22 protein-coding genes and 1 pseudogene are annotated in these 21,309 nt (G+C 40.3%); 7 read left to right on the top strand and 16 right to left on the bottom strand.

Annotated features, from left to right (window positions below; translation table 11 throughout):
• Positions 1–47: 47 nt before the first annotated feature.
• Positions 48–614 carry an oligoribonuclease gene (gene orn / locus MKL51_RS11220; protein ID WP_000099436.1) on the bottom strand — a complete coding sequence of 189 codons (567 nt, stop codon included), beginning with the start codon at positions 612–614 and terminating at the stop codon, positions 48–50.
• A 126-nt stretch (positions 615–740) separates the two neighbouring features.
• Here orn and rsgA point away from each other — a divergent pair, with 126 nt between their 5' ends.
• The 4 genes from rsgA to secB all read left to right on the top strand — a co-directional run bounded on the left by rsgA (position 741) and on the right by secB (position 3,071).
• Entirely contained in the window at positions 741–1,802 is a 1,062-nt protein-coding gene (gene rsgA, locus MKL51_RS11225; protein WP_005066188.1) for a ribosome small subunit-dependent GTPase A, read from the top strand.
• A 97-nt stretch (positions 1,803–1,899) separates the two neighbouring features.
• Positions 1,900–2,316: a rhodanese-like domain-containing protein gene (locus MKL51_RS11230; protein ID WP_000443006.1), complete on the top strand. Its 417-nt coding sequence runs from the start codon at positions 1,900–1,902 to the stop codon at positions 2,314–2,316.
• Between the two features lie 11 nt (positions 2,317–2,327).
• Positions 2,328–2,585: a glutaredoxin 3 gene (gene grxC, locus MKL51_RS11235; protein WP_002114715.1), complete on the top strand. Its 258-nt coding sequence runs from the start codon at positions 2,328–2,330 to the stop codon at positions 2,583–2,585.
• Positions 2,586–2,612: 27 nt separating this feature from the next.
• Entirely contained in the window at positions 2,613–3,071 is a 459-nt protein-coding gene (secB, locus tag MKL51_RS11240) for a protein-export chaperone SecB (RefSeq protein WP_002115005.1), read from the top strand.
• 70 nt (positions 3,072–3,141) lie between these two features.
• On the opposite strand, the gene MKL51_RS11245 is transcribed toward secB, so the two are convergent.
• The 14 genes from MKL51_RS11245 to MKL51_RS11310 all read right to left on the bottom strand — a co-directional run bounded on the left by MKL51_RS11245 (position 3,142) and on the right by MKL51_RS11310 (position 17,797).
• Positions 3,142–3,798: a 4'-phosphopantetheinyl transferase family protein gene (locus MKL51_RS11245; protein WP_017482040.1), complete on the bottom strand. Its 657-nt coding sequence runs from the start codon at positions 3,796–3,798 to the stop codon at positions 3,142–3,144.
• 114 nt (positions 3,799–3,912) lie between these two features.
• Positions 3,913–5,322: a ribosome biogenesis GTPase Der gene (gene der, locus MKL51_RS11250; protein WP_005066184.1), complete on the bottom strand. Its 1,410-nt coding sequence runs from the start codon at positions 5,320–5,322 to the stop codon at positions 3,913–3,915.
• Between the two features lie 189 nt (positions 5,323–5,511).
• The gene (gene bamB, locus MKL51_RS11255) at positions 5,512–6,657 is read right to left on the bottom strand and encodes an outer membrane protein assembly factor BamB (RefSeq protein WP_005066182.1); all 1,146 of its coding nucleotides are present in this window, start codon (positions 6,655–6,657) and stop codon (positions 5,512–5,514) included.
• Entirely contained in the window at positions 6,657–7,355 is a 699-nt protein-coding gene (locus MKL51_RS11260; protein WP_005066180.1) for a YfgM family protein, read from the bottom strand. The genes bamB and MKL51_RS11260 overlap by 1 nt, the downstream gene beginning before the upstream one ends.
• 28 nt (positions 7,356–7,383) lie before the next feature.
• Positions 7,384–8,676 (bottom strand): histidine--tRNA ligase, encoded by a 1,293-nt coding sequence (gene hisS, locus MKL51_RS11265; protein WP_017482039.1) that lies wholly within the window; start codon positions 8,674–8,676, stop codon positions 7,384–7,386.
• The gene (gene ispG, locus MKL51_RS11270) at positions 8,673–9,788 is read right to left on the bottom strand and encodes a flavodoxin-dependent (E)-4-hydroxy-3-methylbut-2-enyl-diphosphate synthase (protein ID WP_002115078.1); all 1,116 of its coding nucleotides are present in this window, start codon (positions 9,786–9,788) and stop codon (positions 8,673–8,675) included. The genes hisS and ispG overlap by 4 nt, the downstream gene beginning before the upstream one ends.
• Before the next feature lie 21 nt (positions 9,789–9,809).
• Positions 9,810–10,601 (bottom strand): helix-turn-helix domain-containing protein, encoded by a 792-nt coding sequence (locus MKL51_RS11275; RefSeq protein WP_017402542.1) that lies wholly within the window; start codon positions 10,599–10,601, stop codon positions 9,810–9,812.
• Entirely contained in the window at positions 10,592–11,392 is an 801-nt protein-coding gene (gene pilW, locus MKL51_RS11280) for a type IV pilus biogenesis/stability protein PilW (protein ID WP_002114699.1), read from the bottom strand. Before pilW ends, MKL51_RS11275 begins: the two co-directional genes overlap by 10 nt.
• A 14-nt stretch (positions 11,393–11,406) precedes the next feature.
• Entirely contained in the window at positions 11,407–12,642 is a 1,236-nt protein-coding gene (rlmN, locus tag MKL51_RS11285) for a 23S rRNA (adenine(2503)-C(2))-methyltransferase RlmN (RefSeq protein WP_002115097.1), read from the bottom strand.
• Between the two features lie 123 nt (positions 12,643–12,765).
• Complete coding sequence (gene ndk, locus MKL51_RS11290) at positions 12,766–13,197, bottom strand: nucleoside-diphosphate kinase (RefSeq protein ID WP_000963851.1); 432 nt, start codon at positions 13,195–13,197, stop codon at positions 12,766–12,768.
• Between the two features lie 113 nt (positions 13,198–13,310).
• Positions 13,311–13,511 carry a Fe-S cluster assembly protein IscX gene (iscX, locus tag MKL51_RS11295; protein ID WP_004698764.1) on the bottom strand — a complete coding sequence of 67 codons (201 nt, stop codon included), beginning with the start codon at positions 13,509–13,511 and terminating at the stop codon, positions 13,311–13,313.
• 99 nt (positions 13,512–13,610) lie between these two features.
• Positions 13,611–14,162 (bottom strand): phosphatase PAP2 family protein, encoded by a 552-nt coding sequence (locus tag MKL51_RS11300; RefSeq protein ID WP_017482038.1) that lies wholly within the window; start codon positions 14,160–14,162, stop codon positions 13,611–13,613.
• Between the two features lie 24 nt (positions 14,163–14,186).
• Positions 14,187–15,476 carry a glycosyltransferase family 4 protein gene (locus MKL51_RS11305; RefSeq protein ID WP_270904316.1) on the bottom strand — a complete coding sequence of 430 codons (1,290 nt, stop codon included), beginning with the start codon at positions 15,474–15,476 and terminating at the stop codon, positions 14,187–14,189.
• Between the two features lie 137 nt (positions 15,477–15,613).
• A complete protein-coding gene (locus MKL51_RS11310; protein ID WP_017482036.1) occupies positions 15,614–17,797 on the bottom strand; it encodes a carboxy terminal-processing peptidase in 2,184 nt (727 codons plus the stop codon).
• A gap of 192 nt (positions 17,798–17,989) precedes the next feature.
• Here MKL51_RS11310 and nagZ point away from each other — a divergent pair, with 192 nt between their 5' ends.
• Together nagZ and MKL51_RS11320 are read left to right on the top strand one after the other, a co-directional pair.
• Complete coding sequence (nagZ, locus tag MKL51_RS11315) at positions 17,990–19,009, top strand: beta-N-acetylhexosaminidase (protein WP_017482035.1); 1,020 nt, start codon at positions 17,990–17,992, stop codon at positions 19,007–19,009.
• A gap of 325 nt (positions 19,010–19,334) precedes the next feature.
• Complete coding sequence (locus MKL51_RS11320; RefSeq protein ID WP_017385729.1) at positions 19,335–20,177, top strand: class I SAM-dependent methyltransferase; 843 nt, start codon at positions 19,335–19,337, stop codon at positions 20,175–20,177.
• Positions 20,178–20,229: 52 nt separating this feature from the next.
• Here the strand turns inward: MKL51_RS11320 and MKL51_RS11325 are convergent.
• A pseudogene (locus MKL51_RS11325) lies at positions 20,230–20,523 on the bottom strand (alpha/beta fold hydrolase); the annotation flags it as partial.
• Positions 20,524–20,578: 55 nt separating this feature from the next.
• Between MKL51_RS11325 and MKL51_RS11330 the strand changes: the two are divergent.
• Positions 20,579–21,309: IS5 family transposase (locus tag MKL51_RS11330; RefSeq protein ID WP_270893817.1), on the top strand; the 731-nt coding region annotated here is incomplete at its 3' end.

Genomic DNA, 21,309 nt, shown 5'->3' on the forward strand with positions numbered 1-21,309 from the left:
AAAAAAGGAGGCATGAGCCTCCCTTTTATATCACGTCTACAACGTAATCAATCTTTACCATCAGTATTCATAATAAAGAAATATTCACGGTAATATTTCAACTCTGAAATTGAGTCACGAATATCATCCATTGCCAAATGTGATGCATTCTTTTTCAGGCCACTCATAATTTCAGGGCGCCAGCGCTTTGAAAGTTCTTTTACCGTAGATACATCAAGATTACGATAATGGAAATACTGCTCAAGTTCAGGCATAAGACGGTGTAAGAAACGGCGATCCTGACAGATTGAATTGCCGCACATTGGTGAAACTTTTGGATTCACCCATTTTTTTAGGAATTCTAAAGTTTGTAACTCAGCATCACGGGCTGTTAACTTACTGCGACGAACTCGTTCAATCAGACCAGATTGCCCATGTTGACGAGTGTTCCATTCATCCATTGCATTTAAAATACGATCAGGTTGATGAATAGCCAAAACTGGACCTTCGGCAAGTACATTTAAATGATCATCTGTAATAATTGTTGCGATTTCAATAATTTGGTCATTATCGGTATCTAATCCGGTCATTTCCAGATCAATCCAAATTAATCGTGTATTTAAAGTACTGCTCATGAATGTACGTTCTAAAATGCCGTAAAAACATCAATAGTAGCAAATTTCTTGCTTCCGCGCTGTAATTCTATAGCTGCTTCATGCTATTTTTGCGGTCTTCAAACAATGGTTTTTTTTGGGATATGAATGGCTTTAATTCGTAAGCGTCGTTTAACTGAACAACAGCAACGTCGTATTGAAAAACAGCATAAAACTCGCCAAGAAGAGATCGATACTTCACAGGATCTAGACGGACTCGTTGTACAACATTATGGCCGTCAACTTGAAGTACAAGCCCTCTCTGTACCTGAGCATCACCCAGAAAAACCACAAGTTGCCGAAGGAGAACCAGAACCATTCTGGAAGCCGATCGAGCTCAATAGTGTTTGGCGTTGCCATACTCGAACTAATCTTGAGTTACTTGTAACTGGTGATCGTGTTAAATGGCAGGCTGACCCAAATACGGGTTTAGGCATTATTACAGCCATTCACCCACGTACATCTTTACTTACCCGCCCTGACCGCTATCACAAAGTTAAACCAGTAGCCGCCAATATCAGTTTGATTGTGATTGTATTTTCACCGCTTCCTGAACCAGCTCCAACGCTAATCGATCGGTATTTAGTTGCTTGTGCAGATGCAAATATTCCTGCTCTTTTGGTCCTCAATAAGTCTGATTTACTCACTGAAAATGACCCAATTCTTACCCTATTAGAAGAATATAAAACCTTGGGTTATGAGGTGATGATTTGTCAGTCAAAGAAGGGAGATATCTCGGCTTTATCTGAGCGTTTAGATGGTGAAACCGTAGCATTTGTAGGGCAATCAGGCGTAGGAAAAAGCTCTTTAATTAATGTGCTCATTCCAGATGCAGAGCAAAAAACCAATGTTATTTCTGAAAACTCTGCACTTGGACAACACACGACAACCTCTACGCGCTTAATCAACTTCGGTAAAAATGGTGCCTTAATTGATTCTCCGGGAATTCGTGAGTTTGGGCTTTGGCATCTCGATTTAGAAAAAATTCGTATGGGCTTTCCTGACATTGCCGCACATCTAGGATCTTGCCAATTCCGTAATTGTACACATACGCATGAAAAGAATTGTGGGCTAAAACAGGCCGTTGAAGCGGGTGAAATTTTGCCACGACGTTTAGATAGCTTTTTGCGTTTAATCGATGAGATTCAAGAAGCGCAGCAAAAAAACTGATTTTCTGCCCTATTTGCCCTTGAAGTGGTGATTTTGATCACCATCTATATACGCTATACTCTAGGTCAATTTTGTTTTTTAATTTTTTAGGTGACTTGTGGAACGCTGGTTAGAGTTTATGGGGAATCACCCCATTTTGTTTGGTACGCTCGGAGTCTTGATCGTGTTGTTCTTCATTTTTGAAGGTCAACGTAATGGTCGTAAAATTTCTCCACAGTCGCTTGGTATTTTAGTGAAAGCGAAAAATGCTCTTTTGATTGACTTACGCGATAGCAAAGATTTCCGCGAAGGTCACATTAGTGGCAGTCGCAATATTCCGTATAGCCAAATCGCAAGTCATGCTGACGAATTAAAAGCAAGTGACCGTCCACTGGTATTTATTTGCAACTTGGGGCAAGTTGCTGGAAGTGCTTTGCAAAAAGTTGCTCACCACGATAGCTATCGTCTTGATGGTGGTATTAGTAACTGGAAAGCACAAGGCTTACCTCTTGTTAAAAGCAAACCAAAAGCTTAAGGAGAATTATCATGGCTGCAAATGTCATTGTTTACTCAACTTCTGTATGCCCGTATTGTGTTCGTGCTAAACAGTTACTTGAGCGTAAAGGTGTTGCTTATAAAGAAGTAAATCTTTCTGTTGAAGCACCAGAAGTACGTGTTGAATTAATGCAACGCACAAATCATCGTACTGTCCCACAAATTTTCATTAACGATCAGTTTATCGGTGGTTTTGACCAACTTTATGCTTTAGAGCGTGAAGGTAAACTCGACGAATTATTGGCTTAACATCGCATCCATATTAAGGAAAAAACAATGAGCGAAGAACAACAAGTTCAACCACAATTAGCTTTAGAGCGTATTTATACAAAAGATATTTCTTTTGAGGTTCCAGGGGCGCAGGTTTTTACTAAACAATGGCAACCTGAACTTAATATCAATCTTTCTTCTGCTGCAGAAAAGATTGACCCGACTCACTTTGAAGTTTCTTTAAAAGTTGTGGTACAAGCCGATAACGACAACGAAACAGCGTTCATTGTAGATGTAACTCAATCAGGTATTTTCTTGATCGACAACATTGAAGAAGAGCGTTTACCTTATATTTTAGGCGCATACTGCCCAAATATTTTGTTCCCGTTCTTACGTGAAGCTGTAAATGATTTAGTAACTAAAGGTAGCTTCCCACAGTTACTTCTTACTCCAATCAACTTTGATGCAGAGTTCGAAGCGAATATGCAACGTGCTCAAGCTGCTGCTGTTGAAGGTCAAGCTTAATATTTTAGCTTTCCCCTTTAATAAAAAAACCGCGTAATACGCGGTTTTTTTATGTGTGCTATTAAAATTATTAAAGATCAAGTGAGTGAAGCTGAATAGATGGAAACTGAAAACCACGGCAAGATAACTCTGAACGCCATGCCACGGTTAATATCATATTGCCAACAATAAAATTCTGATAAGCAAATGTCCCATTAAGTGGGTGAGAACAGACTCCACCATGATCGGTAGAATGTGCCTGAGTATTTAACGTATTTAAATCTAAACGTATACCTAATCCTGAAGCTTTTAAAACGGCTTCTTTTGTGGTCCAGACTTTGAACCAATATTCTCTATCTTGTTCTAAGCTTAGCCATGTTTCATATTCATCGGGATGAAAGGCATGTTTTGCTAAAGCATCTAAGCGTACATTTCGATCCAGTTCCTCAGCATCTACCCCAATATCTTTAACTTGTTCGCTCATGGCTAAAGCGTAGTATTGTTGGCTATGTGAGTGATTAAAATGCAAAGTGTGATTCAATAAATAAGGTTTACCATGTTCATGCTTGGCAAACTCCAATTCCATTGACGTGAGTTGGAGTTTCTCTGCAATCAGTCGATTTCTGACACTCTGTATTTGTTGTTTTTTATAATGATTAAATGAACGGAAGTCTGGAAAGTTTTGTTGTTCTTGTTTTAAAAACTCATTGAGCTTTCCTATATAAACTTCAATTTTCCTATCATTCATCTTTCTAAATCCATCCCATGAGGGACTAAAGCTAATATAAAAAATACCAATAACTTATTAAACCATGTAATAAAAAACCCAAAGAAAACTTTGGGTTTTTGAACAATAAAAAACTTAACGGTTAAATTTTTTCTCTGCTTTCTTAAATTTCTGAATATAACGACGGCGACGTGCAGCAGTACGTTCATCAACCTGACTCTTACGACCTTCAAACGGGTTTTCAGAAGTTTTAAAGTCAATACGAACTGGTGTACCTTCGAGTTTATACACTTTACGGAACACGTTTTCTAAATAACGGCGATAATCGGCAGGTGTCTTATCAACCTTATTACCATGAATCACAATAGTCGGTGGATTCTGACCACCCATATGTGCATAACGCATTTTAATACGACGACCGCTAATCATTGGTGGTTGATGGGCTTCTGTCGCATCACTCAAAATTTGAGTCAATTTAGCTGGTGATACTTTTAAGTTCGCAGACTCATAAGCACGGTGGATAGAAGGATATAAATCACCTACCCCAGTTCCATGTAAAGCAGAAATTAAATGGATTTTTGCCCATGGAATAAAGTCAAAACGACGCTCAACATCAAGCTTACATTGCTTGCGGTCATATTCAGACATGTTATCCCATTTGTTGATGGCAATAACCATGGCACGACCAGCTTCAAGCGCATAGCCAATTAAATGCAAGTCTTGCTCAACAATACCTTCACGCGCATCGACTACAACTACGACAACATGTGCATCTTTCATGGCTTGCAAAGTTTTAACAATTGAGAACTTCTCAATCATTTCATCAACCTTACCTTTACGACGCACACCTGCTGTATCAATTAAGGTGTATTTACGGCCTTCACGCTCAAAAGGAATGTAAATAGAGTCACGAGTTGTACCTGGTTGGTCAAATGCCACCACACGGTCTTCACCAAGCAGACGGTTGACCAGTGTTGACTTACCAACGTTAGGACGACCAATAATTGCTAAACGTAAGCCAGTATCTTTGTCATGTTCTTCAGGGTTTTCATCTTCTGGAACTTCTGCAAGTACATCTTCCAGCATTTGCTGTACGCCACGACCATGGCTAGCGGCAACTTGTAATGGTTCACCCATACCAAGTTTATAGAACTCAACTAAAGCTGCTTCAGCATGAACACCATCTACCTTGTTCGCAACAAGATAAATTTTCTTGCCTAAAGTACGTAGTTCACGAGCAATTTGCTCATCAGAAGCTAATAATCCGGCACGAGCATCAACCACAAAAATAATAATATCTGCTTCATTGATTGCTGTTTTTGACTGCTCGGCCATGTAGTTATCGATACCGCCTTCGCTCTCACCGATACCACCAGTATCAACAACAATGAAAGACTTATTTTGATAAGTCGCATCACCATATTTACGGTCACGAGTCAGACCCGCGAAGTCGGCTACAAGTGCATCACGACTCTTGGTAATCTGGTTAAATAACGTTGATTTTCCGACATTCGGACGACCAATGAGCGCAATAACGGGTTTCATACAATAACCTTAATTCAAGACCAGCCATATCTCATGGCATGAGCATTAGAAACAATACAGGAGATATATTTTAAGGTCAGATATGACCATAATAAAAGACGGGGCTTTGAACTGATTTAATTCAAACACCCCGATATTTTTTTAACAGCGTAATTTGTTAAGCGGCTATTTTAGCACAAGCAAACGAAATTAACGATTCTGCCAAATACTTAAATCGCCTTTTCTGGTCGAAACGTAAAGTTGGTTCTCAATAACACGTAATGTATTGACCTCACCACTTGTTTTTGAACGACCAATCAACTTACCTGTTGCAGGATCAACAAGATGTAATACGCCATCTAAATCACCAACAATAAGATCCGATCCCAACACAACAGGGTTACTTAAATGACGGTTTAATAAACTATCATTTTGCCAAACTTGTTCGCCTGTCGTTAAATCATAAGCAGTTAACTTACCATCAGTTGATGAAACAAATACTTTATTGTCATAAACTTCTGGACGCTTCGTGCTACTTGAGTCTTCACTCCAAACTACACGTTGAGAAGCTAGATCAGTTACGGTCACTTGTCCTTGGAAACTAGTCGTTACCATAAACTGTCCAGCAACTGCAGGATCACCATCGATATCAATCAAACGTTGAATATCAGAACGGCCTTCACTTACTGCAACACGGCGTTGGAAACGTGGAATACCACTAATCGTATCAATTGCATAAACATACGCATTCGCAGATGCGATTAATACGGTACGCGGGTCAAGACTCACCGGTGAGGCCTGACCACGTAAACTAAATTGGACATTTGGTAATTTATAAGCCCAAACTTGTTGGCCTGAACCAGCATCATGCGCAAATACAGTACCATCATTAGCAATGGTAATAACGCGTCCAGACTGAACTAAAGAAGGACTTAATAGTGCACCAGATAACTGTGCAGTCCACTTTTGTTCACCTGTTGCCTGATCTAAAGCAAAAAGTTGACCTTTACTATTACCAACAACAACAATTCCTTCAGCAGCTTCAACACCAGAGCTCAAGCCTAATTTGCTGACTTTTTTCTCCCAAATGCGTTCCTTGCCACGATATGCAGCGACCTCACCTTTTGGGTCAAGCGTAAAGACCACGCCCTCACTTGCGTCAAGCTGCAAACGTAATGGATCTGCCTTATCAGTAGAAGAAACACTGCGCGAAAACACGGGTACTAGAGTCTTTTTCGACTCAGTCAATTTCGGTAGTGGATTTGGTTTTGCTTCTTTTACTTTGTTGCTAGAACATCCCACCAGTACAGCTGATGCGATTGCAATTGCCAAAGGCAGTTTGAATTTCTGATTCATTAAGACTCTTCCACCTGTGTTTCCAAAATTGGGCGCTCAATCTGTGGATCTTCAACTAAAACGCCAACACTTTCGAGTTTAATTTGTAAAATTTGTCGTTCTTGTTTACGTTCCAGTAACGAATCCCATGCTGCCTGATACGCTTTTTTAGCAGAATCAACATCTTTCTTAGCAACAAAGATATCACCACGTAACTCTTCTACTGTTGCTTTAAATGCAGGATCGACGTTACCAGACAAGGTTTTTAGTGCTTCATCATATTTGTTTTGCGCCAATTGTGCATCTGCTAAACGCAATTTTACAACCTGAATCAAACCTTCATCTTTTACTTTTGAATTTTCAACTTTCTTCAATGCTTTTTCAGCAGCAGCATAATCCTGTTTTTCATAGGCTAATTTTGCTAATACAAACTGAGTCTGTATCGCCTGAACAGAATTGATATCATCTTTTACGATTTTATCTGCCGATGCAGTGACCGAAGTTAAAGCATTAGGATTATCAGCACTTGCATTTGCCTCATCCATTAACTGCTGTACTTTTGCAGTTTCTGTCTGGCTGCTCGCAAGATTTCTTTTTTGCCAATATTCCCACCCAAAAAAGGCAATCAATGCAATGAGAATCCCGCTAATCATGGCAGAACCATATTTTTTGGCGAACGACTTTAAGCTGTCGAATTGTTCTTCATCACTTACACTCATGTGATTGTCCTTTTCCAGATGTTTCAGTTTATTTTGTAAATTTTTCGATTAAGAATGGTACAAGCTCAGCCAGCGCAACTTGAGACTGCTCAGCTGTTGCTAACTCTTTGATAGCAAGTTGCTGTGCTTCCCATTCACGCTCACCTAAAATCATGGCGTAAACAGCCCCAGCCTGATCAGCTTTTTTCATCTGACTCTTCATACTGCCTTGTGAACCTGTTTTGATTCGAATACTGCTATTTTCAGCTTCTAACTGGTCACGTAATTGTTCCGCTAAAATCAAAGCCTTAGTTTGATAAGCAGGTTCTGCAACCAAGAAGACTTCACAATCACGAATAACTTGAGCCTGTTCAACTTGCTCAACCAGAAGCAATAAACGCTCCATCCCCATACCAAAGCCAACAGCAGGTACAGATTGATCTGGCTTACCTTTTAGCTGACCAACAAGACCATCATAACGACCACCGCCACACACCGTACCTTGCGAACCAAGTGCAGTTGTTGTCCATTCAAAAACGGTTTTATTGTAGTAATCCAGACCACGCACCAATTTTTGATTAATGACAAATTTAACACCCGCAGCAGTCAAATAGTCTTGTAATTGTTGGAAGTGACTTAAACTATCTTCTTTCAAAAAGTCATATAATTTCGGCGCATTTTCCAGAATTTTCTGAGTCGATTCAATTTTAGAATCCAAAATACGTAGTGGATTCGTTGTTAAACGGCGCTGTGAATCTTCATCCAACGCATCTTTATGCTCATTTAAAAACGCAACCAAAGCATTACGATACTCTGTACGCTCATCTTTTTCACCCAAAGTATTCAACTCAAGTTGAACCATGTGATCAACGCCCATACGTTTCCATAATCGAGCTGTCATCAAGATAACTTCAGCTTCAATATCAGGAGTCGCAACACCGAAAGTTTCCACACCAAATTGGTGGAACTGACGGTAACGTCCTTTTTGTGGTTTTTCATAACGGAACATAGGTCCCATATACCACACGCGTGGCGTAGCACCGCGCAACAAATTATGTTCAACCAAAGCACGAACACAACCTGCAGTACCCTCTGGACGTAAGGTTAATGACTCTGGTGGATTACCTTTGTCAAAAAAGGTATACATTTCTTTTTCAACAATATCGGTAGCATCACCAATAGCACGTTTAAACAAGCCCGTTTGTTCAACGATCGGCAAACGAATTTGTTGATATCCATAAGCATCCATTAAAGATGCTAAATGTTGCTCGAGACGTCTCCACGCTACTGTTTGCGTTGGCAAGATGTCATTAAAACCTTTGATTGCGACGATTGAACTCATGATGAACTACGAATAATTTCTTTAGATTTAGCTTCTTCAAGCTCTTGGACACGTTGACGAACCATAGTTTCGATTTCATCAACCAATTGATCGGTATCGATTAAATGGCTTTTTTCACCATTACGATAAACCAATGAGCGAGGCGCAGCCCCAACGACCCCGATATCGGCTTCTTTTGCTTCACCTGGGCCGTTTACTTTACAGCCAATTACCGACACATCCATTGGAGTACGAATATCTTCTAAACGCTCTTCCAATGCTTGCATTACCTGAATAACATTAAATTCTTGGCGAGAGCAACTTGGGCAAGCAATAAAGTTAATACCGTTAGAACGAAGTCCTAGTGATTTTAAGATATCAAAACCAATCTTGATTTCATCTTCCGGTTCGGCGGCAAGCGAAATACGCATCGTATCGCCAATACCTTCCATCAACAATCCGCCAAGGGCAATCGCCGACTTCACAGTACCTGTACGATAAATACCAGCTTCAGTCACACCTAGATGTAATGGGTTATCAATTTGCTTTGAAAGTAAACGATAAGCATCCATGGTTAAAAACACATTTGATGCTTTTACGCTGACTTTAAATTCATGGAAGTTGAGACGATCTAAAATATCAATATGACGTAGTGCTGATTCAAGCAGCGCCTCACCTGTAGGTTCGCCATATTTCTTTTGTAAATCTTTTTCTAAAGAACCCGCATTGACGCCAATACGCATAGAAATGCCATGATGACGCGCCGCAGCAACGACTTCACGCACTTTCTGGTCTGAGCCAATATTGCCTGGGTTAATACGTAAACAGTCTGCACCATAGTCTGCAACTGCCAGAGCAATTCTATGGTCAAAGTGAATATCAGCCACCAATGGAACTGAAACACGTTTACGGATCGCACCAAATGCCTCAGCAGCTTCCATAGATGGGACCGAAACACGCATAATATCAGCACCTGCATCAACGCAACGCTCGATTTGAGCAACGGTTGCATCGACATCGCAAGTTTCGGTATTTGTCATACTTTGCACACTAATAGGTGCATCGCCACCGACATACACCGAACCAACACGGATTTTACGTGTTGGTCGACGTTTAATTGGGTTCTCTATCATTGTATCGCTCAACTCATGGTATTAGCGGGATAAACGGAATTCTGCTTTACCGTTTACCGTATATGGAGACAATGAAATCTGTTCTTGGTTTAGACTTAATGACACAGCGGTTGCATCATCAAGACGAATCTGGAATGGAGACTCACCATTTAAGTTTAAAGTTGATGACTGACGACCTGTCGCCAAAACTTTACCTGTTGCATCAACAATATGAACAGAAGTTGGTCGGTTAAAGTTTAACACCAATTGGTCACCCACTGTTGAGGTGGTAGCCCCTTGCATAGGTAAAACTTCAACATTCGATTGATTTACTTTAGGTAAATCAGCATCTTCTTTCTTTGAAGTCCATTTTTGGACACCCATAACAAGCAATGACACAACAGCAAGAATTACAACAGCAAGAAATATGCGTTTTAACCATTTCTTATTACGATCACTATTAGAACCCGGGAGTTTACCCATGATTTTAATTGGCGAATTATTTAAGGCATGATTTGGTAACAGCCCAGTATCATTTGCATAAATCTCATCGAAACGCTGAATTATTGCCGTCGCGTCCGTATTTAAATATTTTGCATATGAACGGTAATAACCCTTAATGAAAGTCGCTTCCGGCAATGATTTATAGTCATCTTGCTCTAAAGCGGTCAAGGTCTTAACCGGCATATTTAAATCTGAAGAAACTTGCCCTAACTCTTTATTCTGAGCAACTCGAATTTGACGTAAATACTCGCCAGGACGTTGAATATTTCCTAAAGCAGAAGTCGGTAAGCTTGAGCCAGTTGGCTGCTGTGAATTAGGATTTATTTCCATACGGCCTCAGTACTATACTGTAATTGCAAATAACGTTGATATTCTGGACTTTCCGGGAACAAAGCACGTAACTGGTTTACTAACACTTGCATTCCCATTTTATCCGCATTGGCTCGAGCCACTCTTACACCAATCCAAAGTGCTCTTGCACCCTGATTTTTCTGCCCCACTGTACGAACATATTGCTCATACATTTGTGTAGCAGCCGGAATCTGCTGCTGCAAATAAAAAATTTCCGCTAACTCTAACATTGAAATATAAGAGTCGCGGTTAGCAAGGAGTGCTTGTTTGAATGTTTTTTCAGCATTCGCAACATCACCCAATTTTAAATAAATACGCCCCAGATTTTCTAATGCCTGATAGCGTTGGTCATAACCTAATGTTGCGCCAGCAATACGAAATTGCTCAACCGCATCATTATAACGCTCCATTTGATATAAATAAGTACCATAATTATTATGTGCTTGAGCATTATCCGGTTCAGATGAAATTGCTCTTTTAAAATAATGTTCTGCTTTTTCTAAATTGGGTTTGCTACCTTCTTGCTGTAGCAAAATACCCATCATCATATTTGCAGTAGCATCGCGGCTATCTACACTTAAAGCTTGATCAAGAGCTCGCTTTGCTGAGTCCAAGTCACCCGAACGGATATGTTCAGCAGCAAGTTGTGTACGCACCTTTACCGCTTTCTCTGGGTCTTTTTTTTGCGTATGCGTTGTCTGGCAACCACTTACCAGAAATGCAACTGCAATCCCCATACATAAGACCGTTTTTAACTTTGGAATACTCAAAGCCTGCCCTCAATTTATCCTTGTGTACGCAAAATCTCTTGACGCTGTGTGACTTTTTTCTGCCACTGTTCAGCACGGCGGGTTCTGTCAGCCACTTGACCTACTAACTGCCCACATGCAGCGTCAATATCATCACCACGTGTTTGACGAATCGTACACACAAATCCCGCATCAGACAAAGTTTTTTGGAACGAGATAATACGATTTCGGCTTGAGCGACCATATGGCGCATGCGGGAACGGGTTAAACGGAATCAAGTTAATTTTACTTGGTAAATTTTTTAATAATTTAATCATTTGCTGTGCATGTTCAGGCTGATCATTCACGCCTTCTAACATCACATATTCAATCGTCACATGTTTACGCGTACTTTCATTACCATCTTTGGCAATATAACGCTGACATGCTGCAATTAACTGAGCCAATGGATATTTTTTATTAATAGGTACCAATTCGTTACGTAATTCATCATTTGGCGCATGTAAAGAAATGGCTAAAGCCACATCAATATCTTTTGCAAGTTGATCAATTTTTGGTACAACACCTGATGTCGATAAAGTCACACGACGTTTTGACATGCCATAAGCAAAGTCATCAAGCATAATCTGCATTGAGCTTAATACAGCATCATAGTTGAGCAATGGCTCACCCATGCCCATCATCACAACATTGGTAACTGAGCGTTCGCGCTCAGCAACAGGCACTTCTTCCATATAAGAATAATTTGCCATCCAGAGTTGCCCAATAATTTCATCTGGCGTTAAATCACGTTGGAAACCTTGTTTACCTGTTGAACAAAATGAGCAATCTAATGCGCAGCCCACTTGAGAGGAAATACAAAGCGTTTTACGTAATCCAGTCTTATCTTCGGCAGGAATTAATACAGTTTCAACTAAAGAACCTGCACCCTCACCTACGCGAAACACCCACTTACGTGTACCATCTTTTGAGTAATGACGGTGAACCACTTCAGGAGCTTTAATTTCACAAATCTGTTCAAGCTTCGCACGTAGTTTGCCTGAAATATTGGTCATTTCAGCAAAGTCAGTAACAAAGTATTGATGTATCCATTTCATGACCTGTCCGGCACGAAACTTTTTCTCGCCAATATCTTCAAAGAATTTTTCTAACTCAGGACGAGACATGCCGAGTAAATTCACTTTATTTTCGGCAGCAGGGATTACCGGCGTGGACGAAGATTGCTGCTGTCCATCAAGATTTTCAGATGAAACGACCACTGCAGAACTCATGTGTATTTACCTAAACCATGTCAAAAAACTGAAGATATTGTTCAAGAATCAAACAATATTCTCTTAAGAGAATAAAAAAACCAGATAAGTAGTATACCACTTATCTGGTTTGAATGCTTTCGATTAACGAGTGCGTGGGCAGATCTCGTTGTCAGCAAAGAAGTAAGCAATTTCACGCTCTGCAGAAGCAACTGAGTCAGAACCGTGAGCAGCGTTTTCGTCGATGCTTACAGCGAAGTCAGCACGAATCGTACCAGGAGCAGCTTCTTTAGGGTTTGTAGCGCCTAAGATTTCACGGTGTGCAAGAACTGCATTTTCGCCTTCAAGAACAGATACTACAACTGGACCAGAAGTCATGAATGCAACTAAGTCACCAAAGAAACCACGTTCTTTATGCTCAGCATAGAAACCTTCAGCATCAGCTTGAGAAAGGTGTTTCATTTTAGTCGCAACAATTTTTAAACCCGCTTTTTCAAAACGAGCAAAAATTTCACCGATGTGGTTTTTAGACACTGCATCAGGTTTTACGATAGACAAAGTACGTTCAATAGCCATGAGTGGCTCCTTTATTTTAAGATTTAAACTTTAAAAAAATTTGCCGCATTATACCGATGTCATAGGCAATAATCAGCTTTGAATGTGTAAAAGTTGCGATTTTTCTACTATTTTTAGCGAACTTCGTCTATCCAGGCCATCTGAATGCCTTCTAGCAATCCTTCTGTCGATTTATTTGGGTCATCACTGAAGTCTGGCAATGCGCACACCCATGCATGTAAATCGGTAAAACGGATCCATTGCGGATCAACTTCTGGATGTGCTTCTGACAATTCAATGGCAATATCAATGGTATCTGTCCAACGTAAGCCCATAGCGGCTCCTATCTGTTTAATCTGCTAAATCACGAACTGTGTACTTTAGCAAATCCACAAACTTAATCGATAGCTTAAGCTGATAAAAATTACCGATGCTTATAAAGCGATGTTCAATAATGGCGCCACAAAAATAATCGTAGCCGCGACCGCTGCACCAATTAGCGCACCAACAATCACATCACTTGGATAATGAAGACCCAGTACCATACGAGACAAAGCGACAAGCACCATAAATGGGAACATGGCAGCAAGCAAAACTGGCTGGATGTAACCCAATACAATTGTCACCATGACTGCATGAAGTGTGTGGCCTGATGGAAAACTAAAGTGATCAAGCGGTCTTTCACCAAGCACAATCACCTGATGCACCTGATAAGGACGTGGTCGCGTTGTCTTATGTTTTAAAAATTTATAAATTGCTGTGCCGACAGAACCACCTAGCAACAAGTAGATAATTTGCAAGCTATAGGTGATACCTTGCATGCCCCACACGATTGCCAACATTAGATACCAAAATGGACCATCACCAACACGACTGATAATTTTGAAAAAAAGGGCAACACGCTGTGAGTGAGAGAAATTGTTCAGATATAAACAGCCTCTCAAATCTAAATCGAGTATTTTTATTTTTGCATTCTTAAATTTCATGGTCATTCTCCTATCTTAGGATACTTAGGTGAAGTCCAACGAGGGCTCCTTCACTACCTGATAAAATGCCTGCTCCAATTGCTGAACCGGAAGTTGCCAACCGCTTTGCTGTACTTTATGACAGGCTTGTACGCCCATTTCTCTAAGTTGTTGTACCGAAGGAAGCTGATAAATTTGTTGTATAAAGTGGTTTTTTTGTCCAAGTGGGCTTAACCAGCCATTCACACCATGTGTTAAGTATTGATGTGCACATGCATAATCATACGCTATAACTGGTAAACCGCTTGCCATTGCCTCTAAAACTACGTTACCAAACGTTTCAACTTGACTCGCAAATACGAATACATCTGCACTCGCATAGGCAGCCGCCAAATCCTGACCTCTTAGACTTCCGGTAAAGATAACACCCTTCGCTTCAGGTAGTGACTTTAAACGAGCAAAATCTGGGCCATCTCCCACAATAATTAATTTAGTTTTATGTGGCTGAATGGTTTTTAGGTTCGCATAACTTTCAATGAGCACTTGCACTTCTTTTTCGGGAGACAAACGCCCCACATAAAGCATAACGCGAGTATTATCATCAGCATCCCATTGTTTTCGCAAATTTTCAGAGCGATGCTTCGGTGAAAATCTGGTCGTATCTACGCCACGCCCAACGACAACCAGTGGACAAGTAATACCAAAACCGCGTAATGCTTCTTGAGTATCTTTACTCGGCACACAGGTCACTTGAGTGTTATTGTGAAACCAGCACAGGTATTTTTGAATCGGTTTGACTAAAAAAGCCAAATCGAAGAAACGACTAAAGTCTTGAAATGGCGAATGAAAGCCGCTCGAAACAGGAATAGCTTTTGCCTTAGCAGCCTGCATGGCGGTTAAACCTAACGGCCCTTCAGTCACGATGTGCACAACATCTGGCACAAACTTTTCAAAAGCTTTCGATACTTTTAAATATTGTGGCCAACCAAATTGTAAAGTTGGATATTTTGGAATCGCCTGCGACATCACCAGACATTCTTGCTCTGGCGTAAAGTCATGACATTTCGCTTTTTGCTCTGGGCAAATCAGTAAAATCTTATGCCCCTGTTTTTGTAAACCTTGGCATAACTGCAATAATGAAAGTGCCACACCATTGATTTCGGGTGGCCAAGTTTCCGTTACAATCGCAATTTTTAAACGTGGGCGCACCAAATCATGCAATGAATGTGCATTAGATAGCTGCTGCTTTTGTTTAAAAAAGAATTGGAAGCTTTCAGGAAGTTGCTGTTGTTTTAATAGTGCTGTCGCATATGAACTTTGCATAGCGCCATCCATCAATGTATTTATTTTCATGCTTAAAGATTAAGCAGTTTTTTTGACATTTTGATGATAAATGCATGACAGTTTACTGACATGAAAAATAAAAAAAGCACACTGATGACAGCATGCTTTTTCTTAAATTCTAGTAACTCTTAGCGATTTTGCAATTTTGCATAATCCATGAGTACATTAGCAGCTTCAGTCACAAAAGTTTCCTCTTCTGGTAACGCTGGACGTTGCGATGCTTTCATTTTAGCGCGAGATTCAGCTAGAGCATCTAATGAAGCTTGATAGCTTTCCCAGTTTGCAAAAGGCTTTTGACCCGTTGCAGCACGGCGTTCATTTTCTGCATCTAAAGTTTGTTTCTCTAAGCCAAGTAATTCAGCACGGCGCTTATCAATATCAAGTACTACTTGTTTTTGATCACTCGTCACCTTAGCAATCGCAGTACGTTTATTTAGATATTTAAACTGAGCGTCATTGCCAACACGTTGTTCAGAGAATTGGGACAACTTTGTCACATAAGGCTGAACAGAACCCTCTCGTTTAAATGGTGCAGTAGGAATTGTGTCCCACTTCAACGCATTCTTCGATTTACGCTCACCAAACTCTTCGTTATAGATGTCGACGAGTTTAATGTCTGGCACTACACCTTTATTTTGTGTACTACCACCTGTAATACGATAGAACTTACGCTGAGTTAAAGTCGCTTGACCATATGCCAGAGTATCAAGTTGTACCTGAGCTGTACCCTTACCAGTGGTTGTACTACCAATAATAATACCGCGCTCATAATCTTGAATTGCAGCAGAGTAAATCTCACTTGCCGATGCAGATGCCAAGTTCACCAATACCGCGAGTGGACCTGTATAAATTTGCTGACCGCCATCGTTATCTTCAAACACGCTTACGTTGCCATTCCCATCACGAATTTGTACTACCGGGCCAGACTTAATCACCTGCCCCAACATACGTGCAACTTCTTCTAATGAGCCACCCGGGTCATTACGTAAGTCAATAATAATACCTTCTACTTTTTTCGCTTTTAGCGCCTCAAAAGCATTTGCAGTATCTTCAGAAACTGAACGATATTGTTTACCCGCACGACGTGAACGATAGTCAAAATAGAACGATGGAATTTCAATTACGCCCAACACATGCTTTTTACCATCACGTGTCACTTCAACTGTGCGTGAACGAACACCAGCATCTTCTTCTTGAATAACATCGCGTACTAAAGTCACATTACGAGCCTGACTCATTGATGCGCCAGCACCAAGAAGTTTTAGCGTGACTTTCGTTCCGCGCTTACCACGAATAAGCCCAACAATTTCAGAACTTGTCCAGCCAATCACATCAATCATTTTCTCGCCTTCTTGAGCGACACCAATGATTCGATCTCCTGATTTCACTTGACCAGACTTACTTGCAGGGCCACCTTCTACAATGGTTTCAATTTTGGTGTAATCTTCGTTGCCACGTTCTGGACGAATCGACACACCAATACCTTCAAGCTGCAAGGTAGTTTGGCGATTAAGTTCTATCGCATCAATTGGCGGGTAATAGTTACTATGTGGATCATAAGTTGCCAACATTGCATTTAATGTTTTATCCAAGACGTCATCGCTTTTCACACGACTAATTCTTTCAAGCTGACGCGTATAACGTTTAGTTAACGTTTGGGCTGGCGTTAAATCTTCTGGGCCAGTTAAGTCTTGCCCATTTGCAAGTGAAGGATTCTCTTTAAGCGCTTTTTGCTTCGCCTGCTCTTCTTCACGGCTAATGGTTAAGTTGATTAACTGTGAAACCAACATTTTTCGCCAATGATTCTGTTGCTCAGCAGTCGTTTTAAAATATGGTGCTTTTTCACGATCAACTTCAATATAACTATTAGGCTGCTTTAAATTTTGCTGTTGTTTTAACTCAGCTAACATGAACTCATAAAATTGTTTTAAGCGTTCACGATATTGCTGATGAATTGCAAACGGTCCAGTTAAATTCCCCGCTTTTAATGAAGCACCAAAATTTGAACCATATAGTTTTTTATAATTTTGAACTTCAGAATCTAGAAATAATGAGTGATCTGGATCAAGGCTATCTAAATACATATCCAGAATACGATTTGATGTGTTCGCATCCAGACGCATATTTAAATAATGTTGACGATCAACTAAAGTTGCCAGTTGGCGAGCCACCAAAGCCTGTTCTTGCGTTGGCTGGATTGATTGAGAAACCGCAGCAGTATTGGTTGCCGCTCTCGCTTCATTCATCGTATGAGAGAAGAATAAACCGCCAGTCGCGATCGCTACTGCACAAGCTATAGTTTGAAGTTTCATAAATTTTTAATACTTCCTTGGGTGTTCCTATCTTACACGCTCTGTTTTCGATATGAACTAAGCAGATTCAAAATCTTAACCAACTAAATTGTTTATACCGTGTAGTTTTATCATATTCTGTACTGACAAAATGTAGCAAAACATTGCAAAATTCGCTTATTGTTTTTCAATCAAAATTCAAATGGAACCAATATGATTGGCGCATTGATGCTGGACATCGCCGGCACAGAACTTACTCAAGAAGATATTGAACTATTACGCGCTCCGCAAGTCGGTGGCATGATTTTATTTGCACGAAATATTGAATCTCCACAACAAGTACGTGCTTTAACCGACCATATGCGTCAAATTCGCCCAGATATTTTGATTGCTGTTGACCAAGAAGGTGGCCGAGTTCAACGACTAAGATCAGGTTTTACCGTATTACCAGCCATGGGCCGTTTTGGGGATTTATATTTAACTCAACCTCAAAAAGCACTTGAGCTGGCTGAACAGTGCGGTTGGTTAATGGCAACAGAAGTTCTTGCAGTCGGCATCGATTTTAGTTTTGCACCAGTTTTAGATCTTAATGCAATTAGTGACGTGATTGGCGACCGTGGCTTCTCTAAAAATATTGAAGATATTGCCCCACTTGCAGGCGCATTTATGCAAGGCATGAAAAAAGCTGGAATGGCAAATACGGGCAAACATTTCCCAGGCCACGGTTCTGTGAAAGCCGACTCTCATGTTGCTGCTGCAATCGACAGCCGTAGCTATGACGAAATTTATAACCATGATATGCAAAGCTTCATTAAGCTTATGCCTCAGCTTGATGCGCTCATGCCTGCACATGTGATTTATGATCAAGTTGATCCAAATCCAGCAGGTTTTTCACCTTTCTGGATTCAAGAAGTTCTACGCAAGCGTTTGAAGTTTGATGGTGTACTTTTCTCTGATGACTTAAGCATGCAGGCTGCTTGTGTCGCAGGGGGGGCAGATGCGCGTATTCAGGCTGCTCTAGCGGCTGGGTGTGACATGGGACTGGTGTGTAATGACCGAAGTGCAGCCTGTACAGCGCTCGAAGGTATTACAAACTTAGAACTACCAAACCAAGAGCGTTTAGAACGCATGCGCGGCCAAATTCCACAAATTCAGATCGGTGAAACCTTATCGCTTGGAAATGAGTGGCAAGCTGTCAAAACAGCCATTGAAGAGTTTAAAAATTCGATTTAAGTTAGTAAAAATTTTAATTGGCTACAAAAACCTATTCACTATCTGATACGCGGTTAAGTCATACGCAACCTACTCATCTGCTGAAGGATATTGATTGCTTCAATATATTTGATAGATTCAGAAAGTGAACAGGTTTTGCGTATGACAATGGTTTTGGTTACTTTTCCCGAAAGAAAAGTAACTCCAACTGAAAGTTCATCCCAAAATGCTAACCTAATTGACAGGACTCCGTCATGCAGGTTCATTCAACATCAATGCAGTAAAAATTCTTCATTTTTATAAATAATGAAGATCACACAAAAACAATAAATCGAGTTCAGGACGAATGACACAACAACTTTCAAAACACCGCCACATCTCTTTTACAGCCCACTATACGGGTTATATCTGGTATCAAATGGGAATCTCTCATGAAGCACTTGCCACAACCAAAGGCAAATCATTGGCATATTTAGTTCACCCGATAGAATCATGGGCAGAGAAATATGTGGGCGGTAGCATGCGCACGACGCTCAAACAACGCCACACCATGCTTGATCACCATTTAGAACAACTCATTCAAGAAAATCCTGATTTACAGGTGCTTGAAATAGCATGTGGCTTGTCGCCACGTGGCTGGTGGTTTAGACAACATTACCCTTCTATTACCTATCGGGAGCTTGATTTGCCCGATATGGCACAAACCAAACAAAATGCGTTACAGCAAATTGAAAAAAATGCACCTGAAATCTTATCAGTTGATTTATTTACAGAAGCTTTTGCACAAGCATTTGAAGTATTTGACCCTAACCGCCCACTGGTTGTGATTAGTGAAGGTTTAATTAATTATTTTGATAAAAATTTATTAAAACAATTGATCCAATCGATTGGCCACTATGGTGTTACTTTTAAAAAGTTTCACTATTTAACAGACCTCTACCCTGAACCAGTTAAAAACAAACTTGCTAGTATTATCTGGAATAGTAGTAAGTTACTTAAACTCATGTCTCGCAGTTCATTTAGTTTTCATTTCAAAAGTCCACAAGAAGTTAATGACTTTTTTAAAGATACAGAATTTGAGCAGGTTACTATTGAACAGCCACAAATATTTTTTGGGGAAGTTTCTCAAGATAGCCATGAAGAGCATTTAGGCGACTTAGTTTGGATTATTCACGCTCAAATAAAATAATAAATGGAAGTCTCATAATTTTTGAGACTTCCACTTATGAAAAAATTAAATTTTATACGGCTAGCTTTTGGCGAGCGATAAAACGACTTAAACGGTCAGCAAGCTCAAAACTGCCATGTTTAAATAAAGCACGTATTCCTTGTTCAGTAGCTTCAAAGATTAAACACTCAATCGAGAAAGGACCTTCTTCATCTTCTAAATGCAGTGCCAAATCACGTGGATGATCATTCACAAAATCAAGCTGCGAAATATCATCCATTTTTAAATATATCCCAAAGAAAGTCACGTCAACAATCGTCACTGGCACTTCTGTTTTACATTCACGATGGCTCAGTTGAGTGTTCGGTGGCTTTGTTGCACAAACCTATCTGTAAAGGCTTTTTCAGCGATATAATTTTCAAATGAAGAAGCCTACACACAAAATCTACCGCACAACCAATTGGCCCGCATATAACCGAGCACTCATTAATCGCGGAAATATTGCCCTTTGGTTTGATCCTGCTACGCAATGGTATGCTCCATCAAAAGGCAAACAAGGGCGAAATCAAACCTACTCCGACGCAGCCATCCAATGCTGCTTAATGATTAAATCCTTATTCCGTCTATCTTTACGTATGGTCACTGGCTTTGTGCAAAGTCTGATTAAACTTTGCGGATTAAATTGGACCGCACCAGATTACAGTACGCTTTGTAGAAGACAAAAGCATATTGATATTGCAATCAGCTACCAAAAAAGTAGCGATGGGCTGCATCTACTCGTAGACTCTACAGGGATGAAGTTTCTAGGTGAGGGCGAATGGAAACGCAAGAAACATGGAGCTGAATATCGTCGCCAATGGCGTAAACTACATATTGGTATAGATGCCAAAACCCTACAAATACGCGCTATTCAGCTCACAACCAATAATGTCTGTGATTCACAGGTGCTTGGTGATTTACTTAATCAGATTCCACAAGATGAGCAGATTGACTCTGTTTATACCGATGGAGCTTATGACACCAAGCAATGCCGTCAGGTCATTGCAGATCGGCAAGCACATGCGGTGATTCCACCTAGAAAAAATGCGAAACCATGGAAAGATACAAAGAGTAGCTCGCTAGAGCGAAATGAATTACTTCGAACAATTAAACG

The organism is Acinetobacter sp. AOR18_HL (assembly GCF_027855145.1).
In the GTDB taxonomy this organism is placed as follows: domain Bacteria; phylum Pseudomonadota; class Gammaproteobacteria; order Pseudomonadales; family Moraxellaceae; genus Acinetobacter; species Acinetobacter pittii.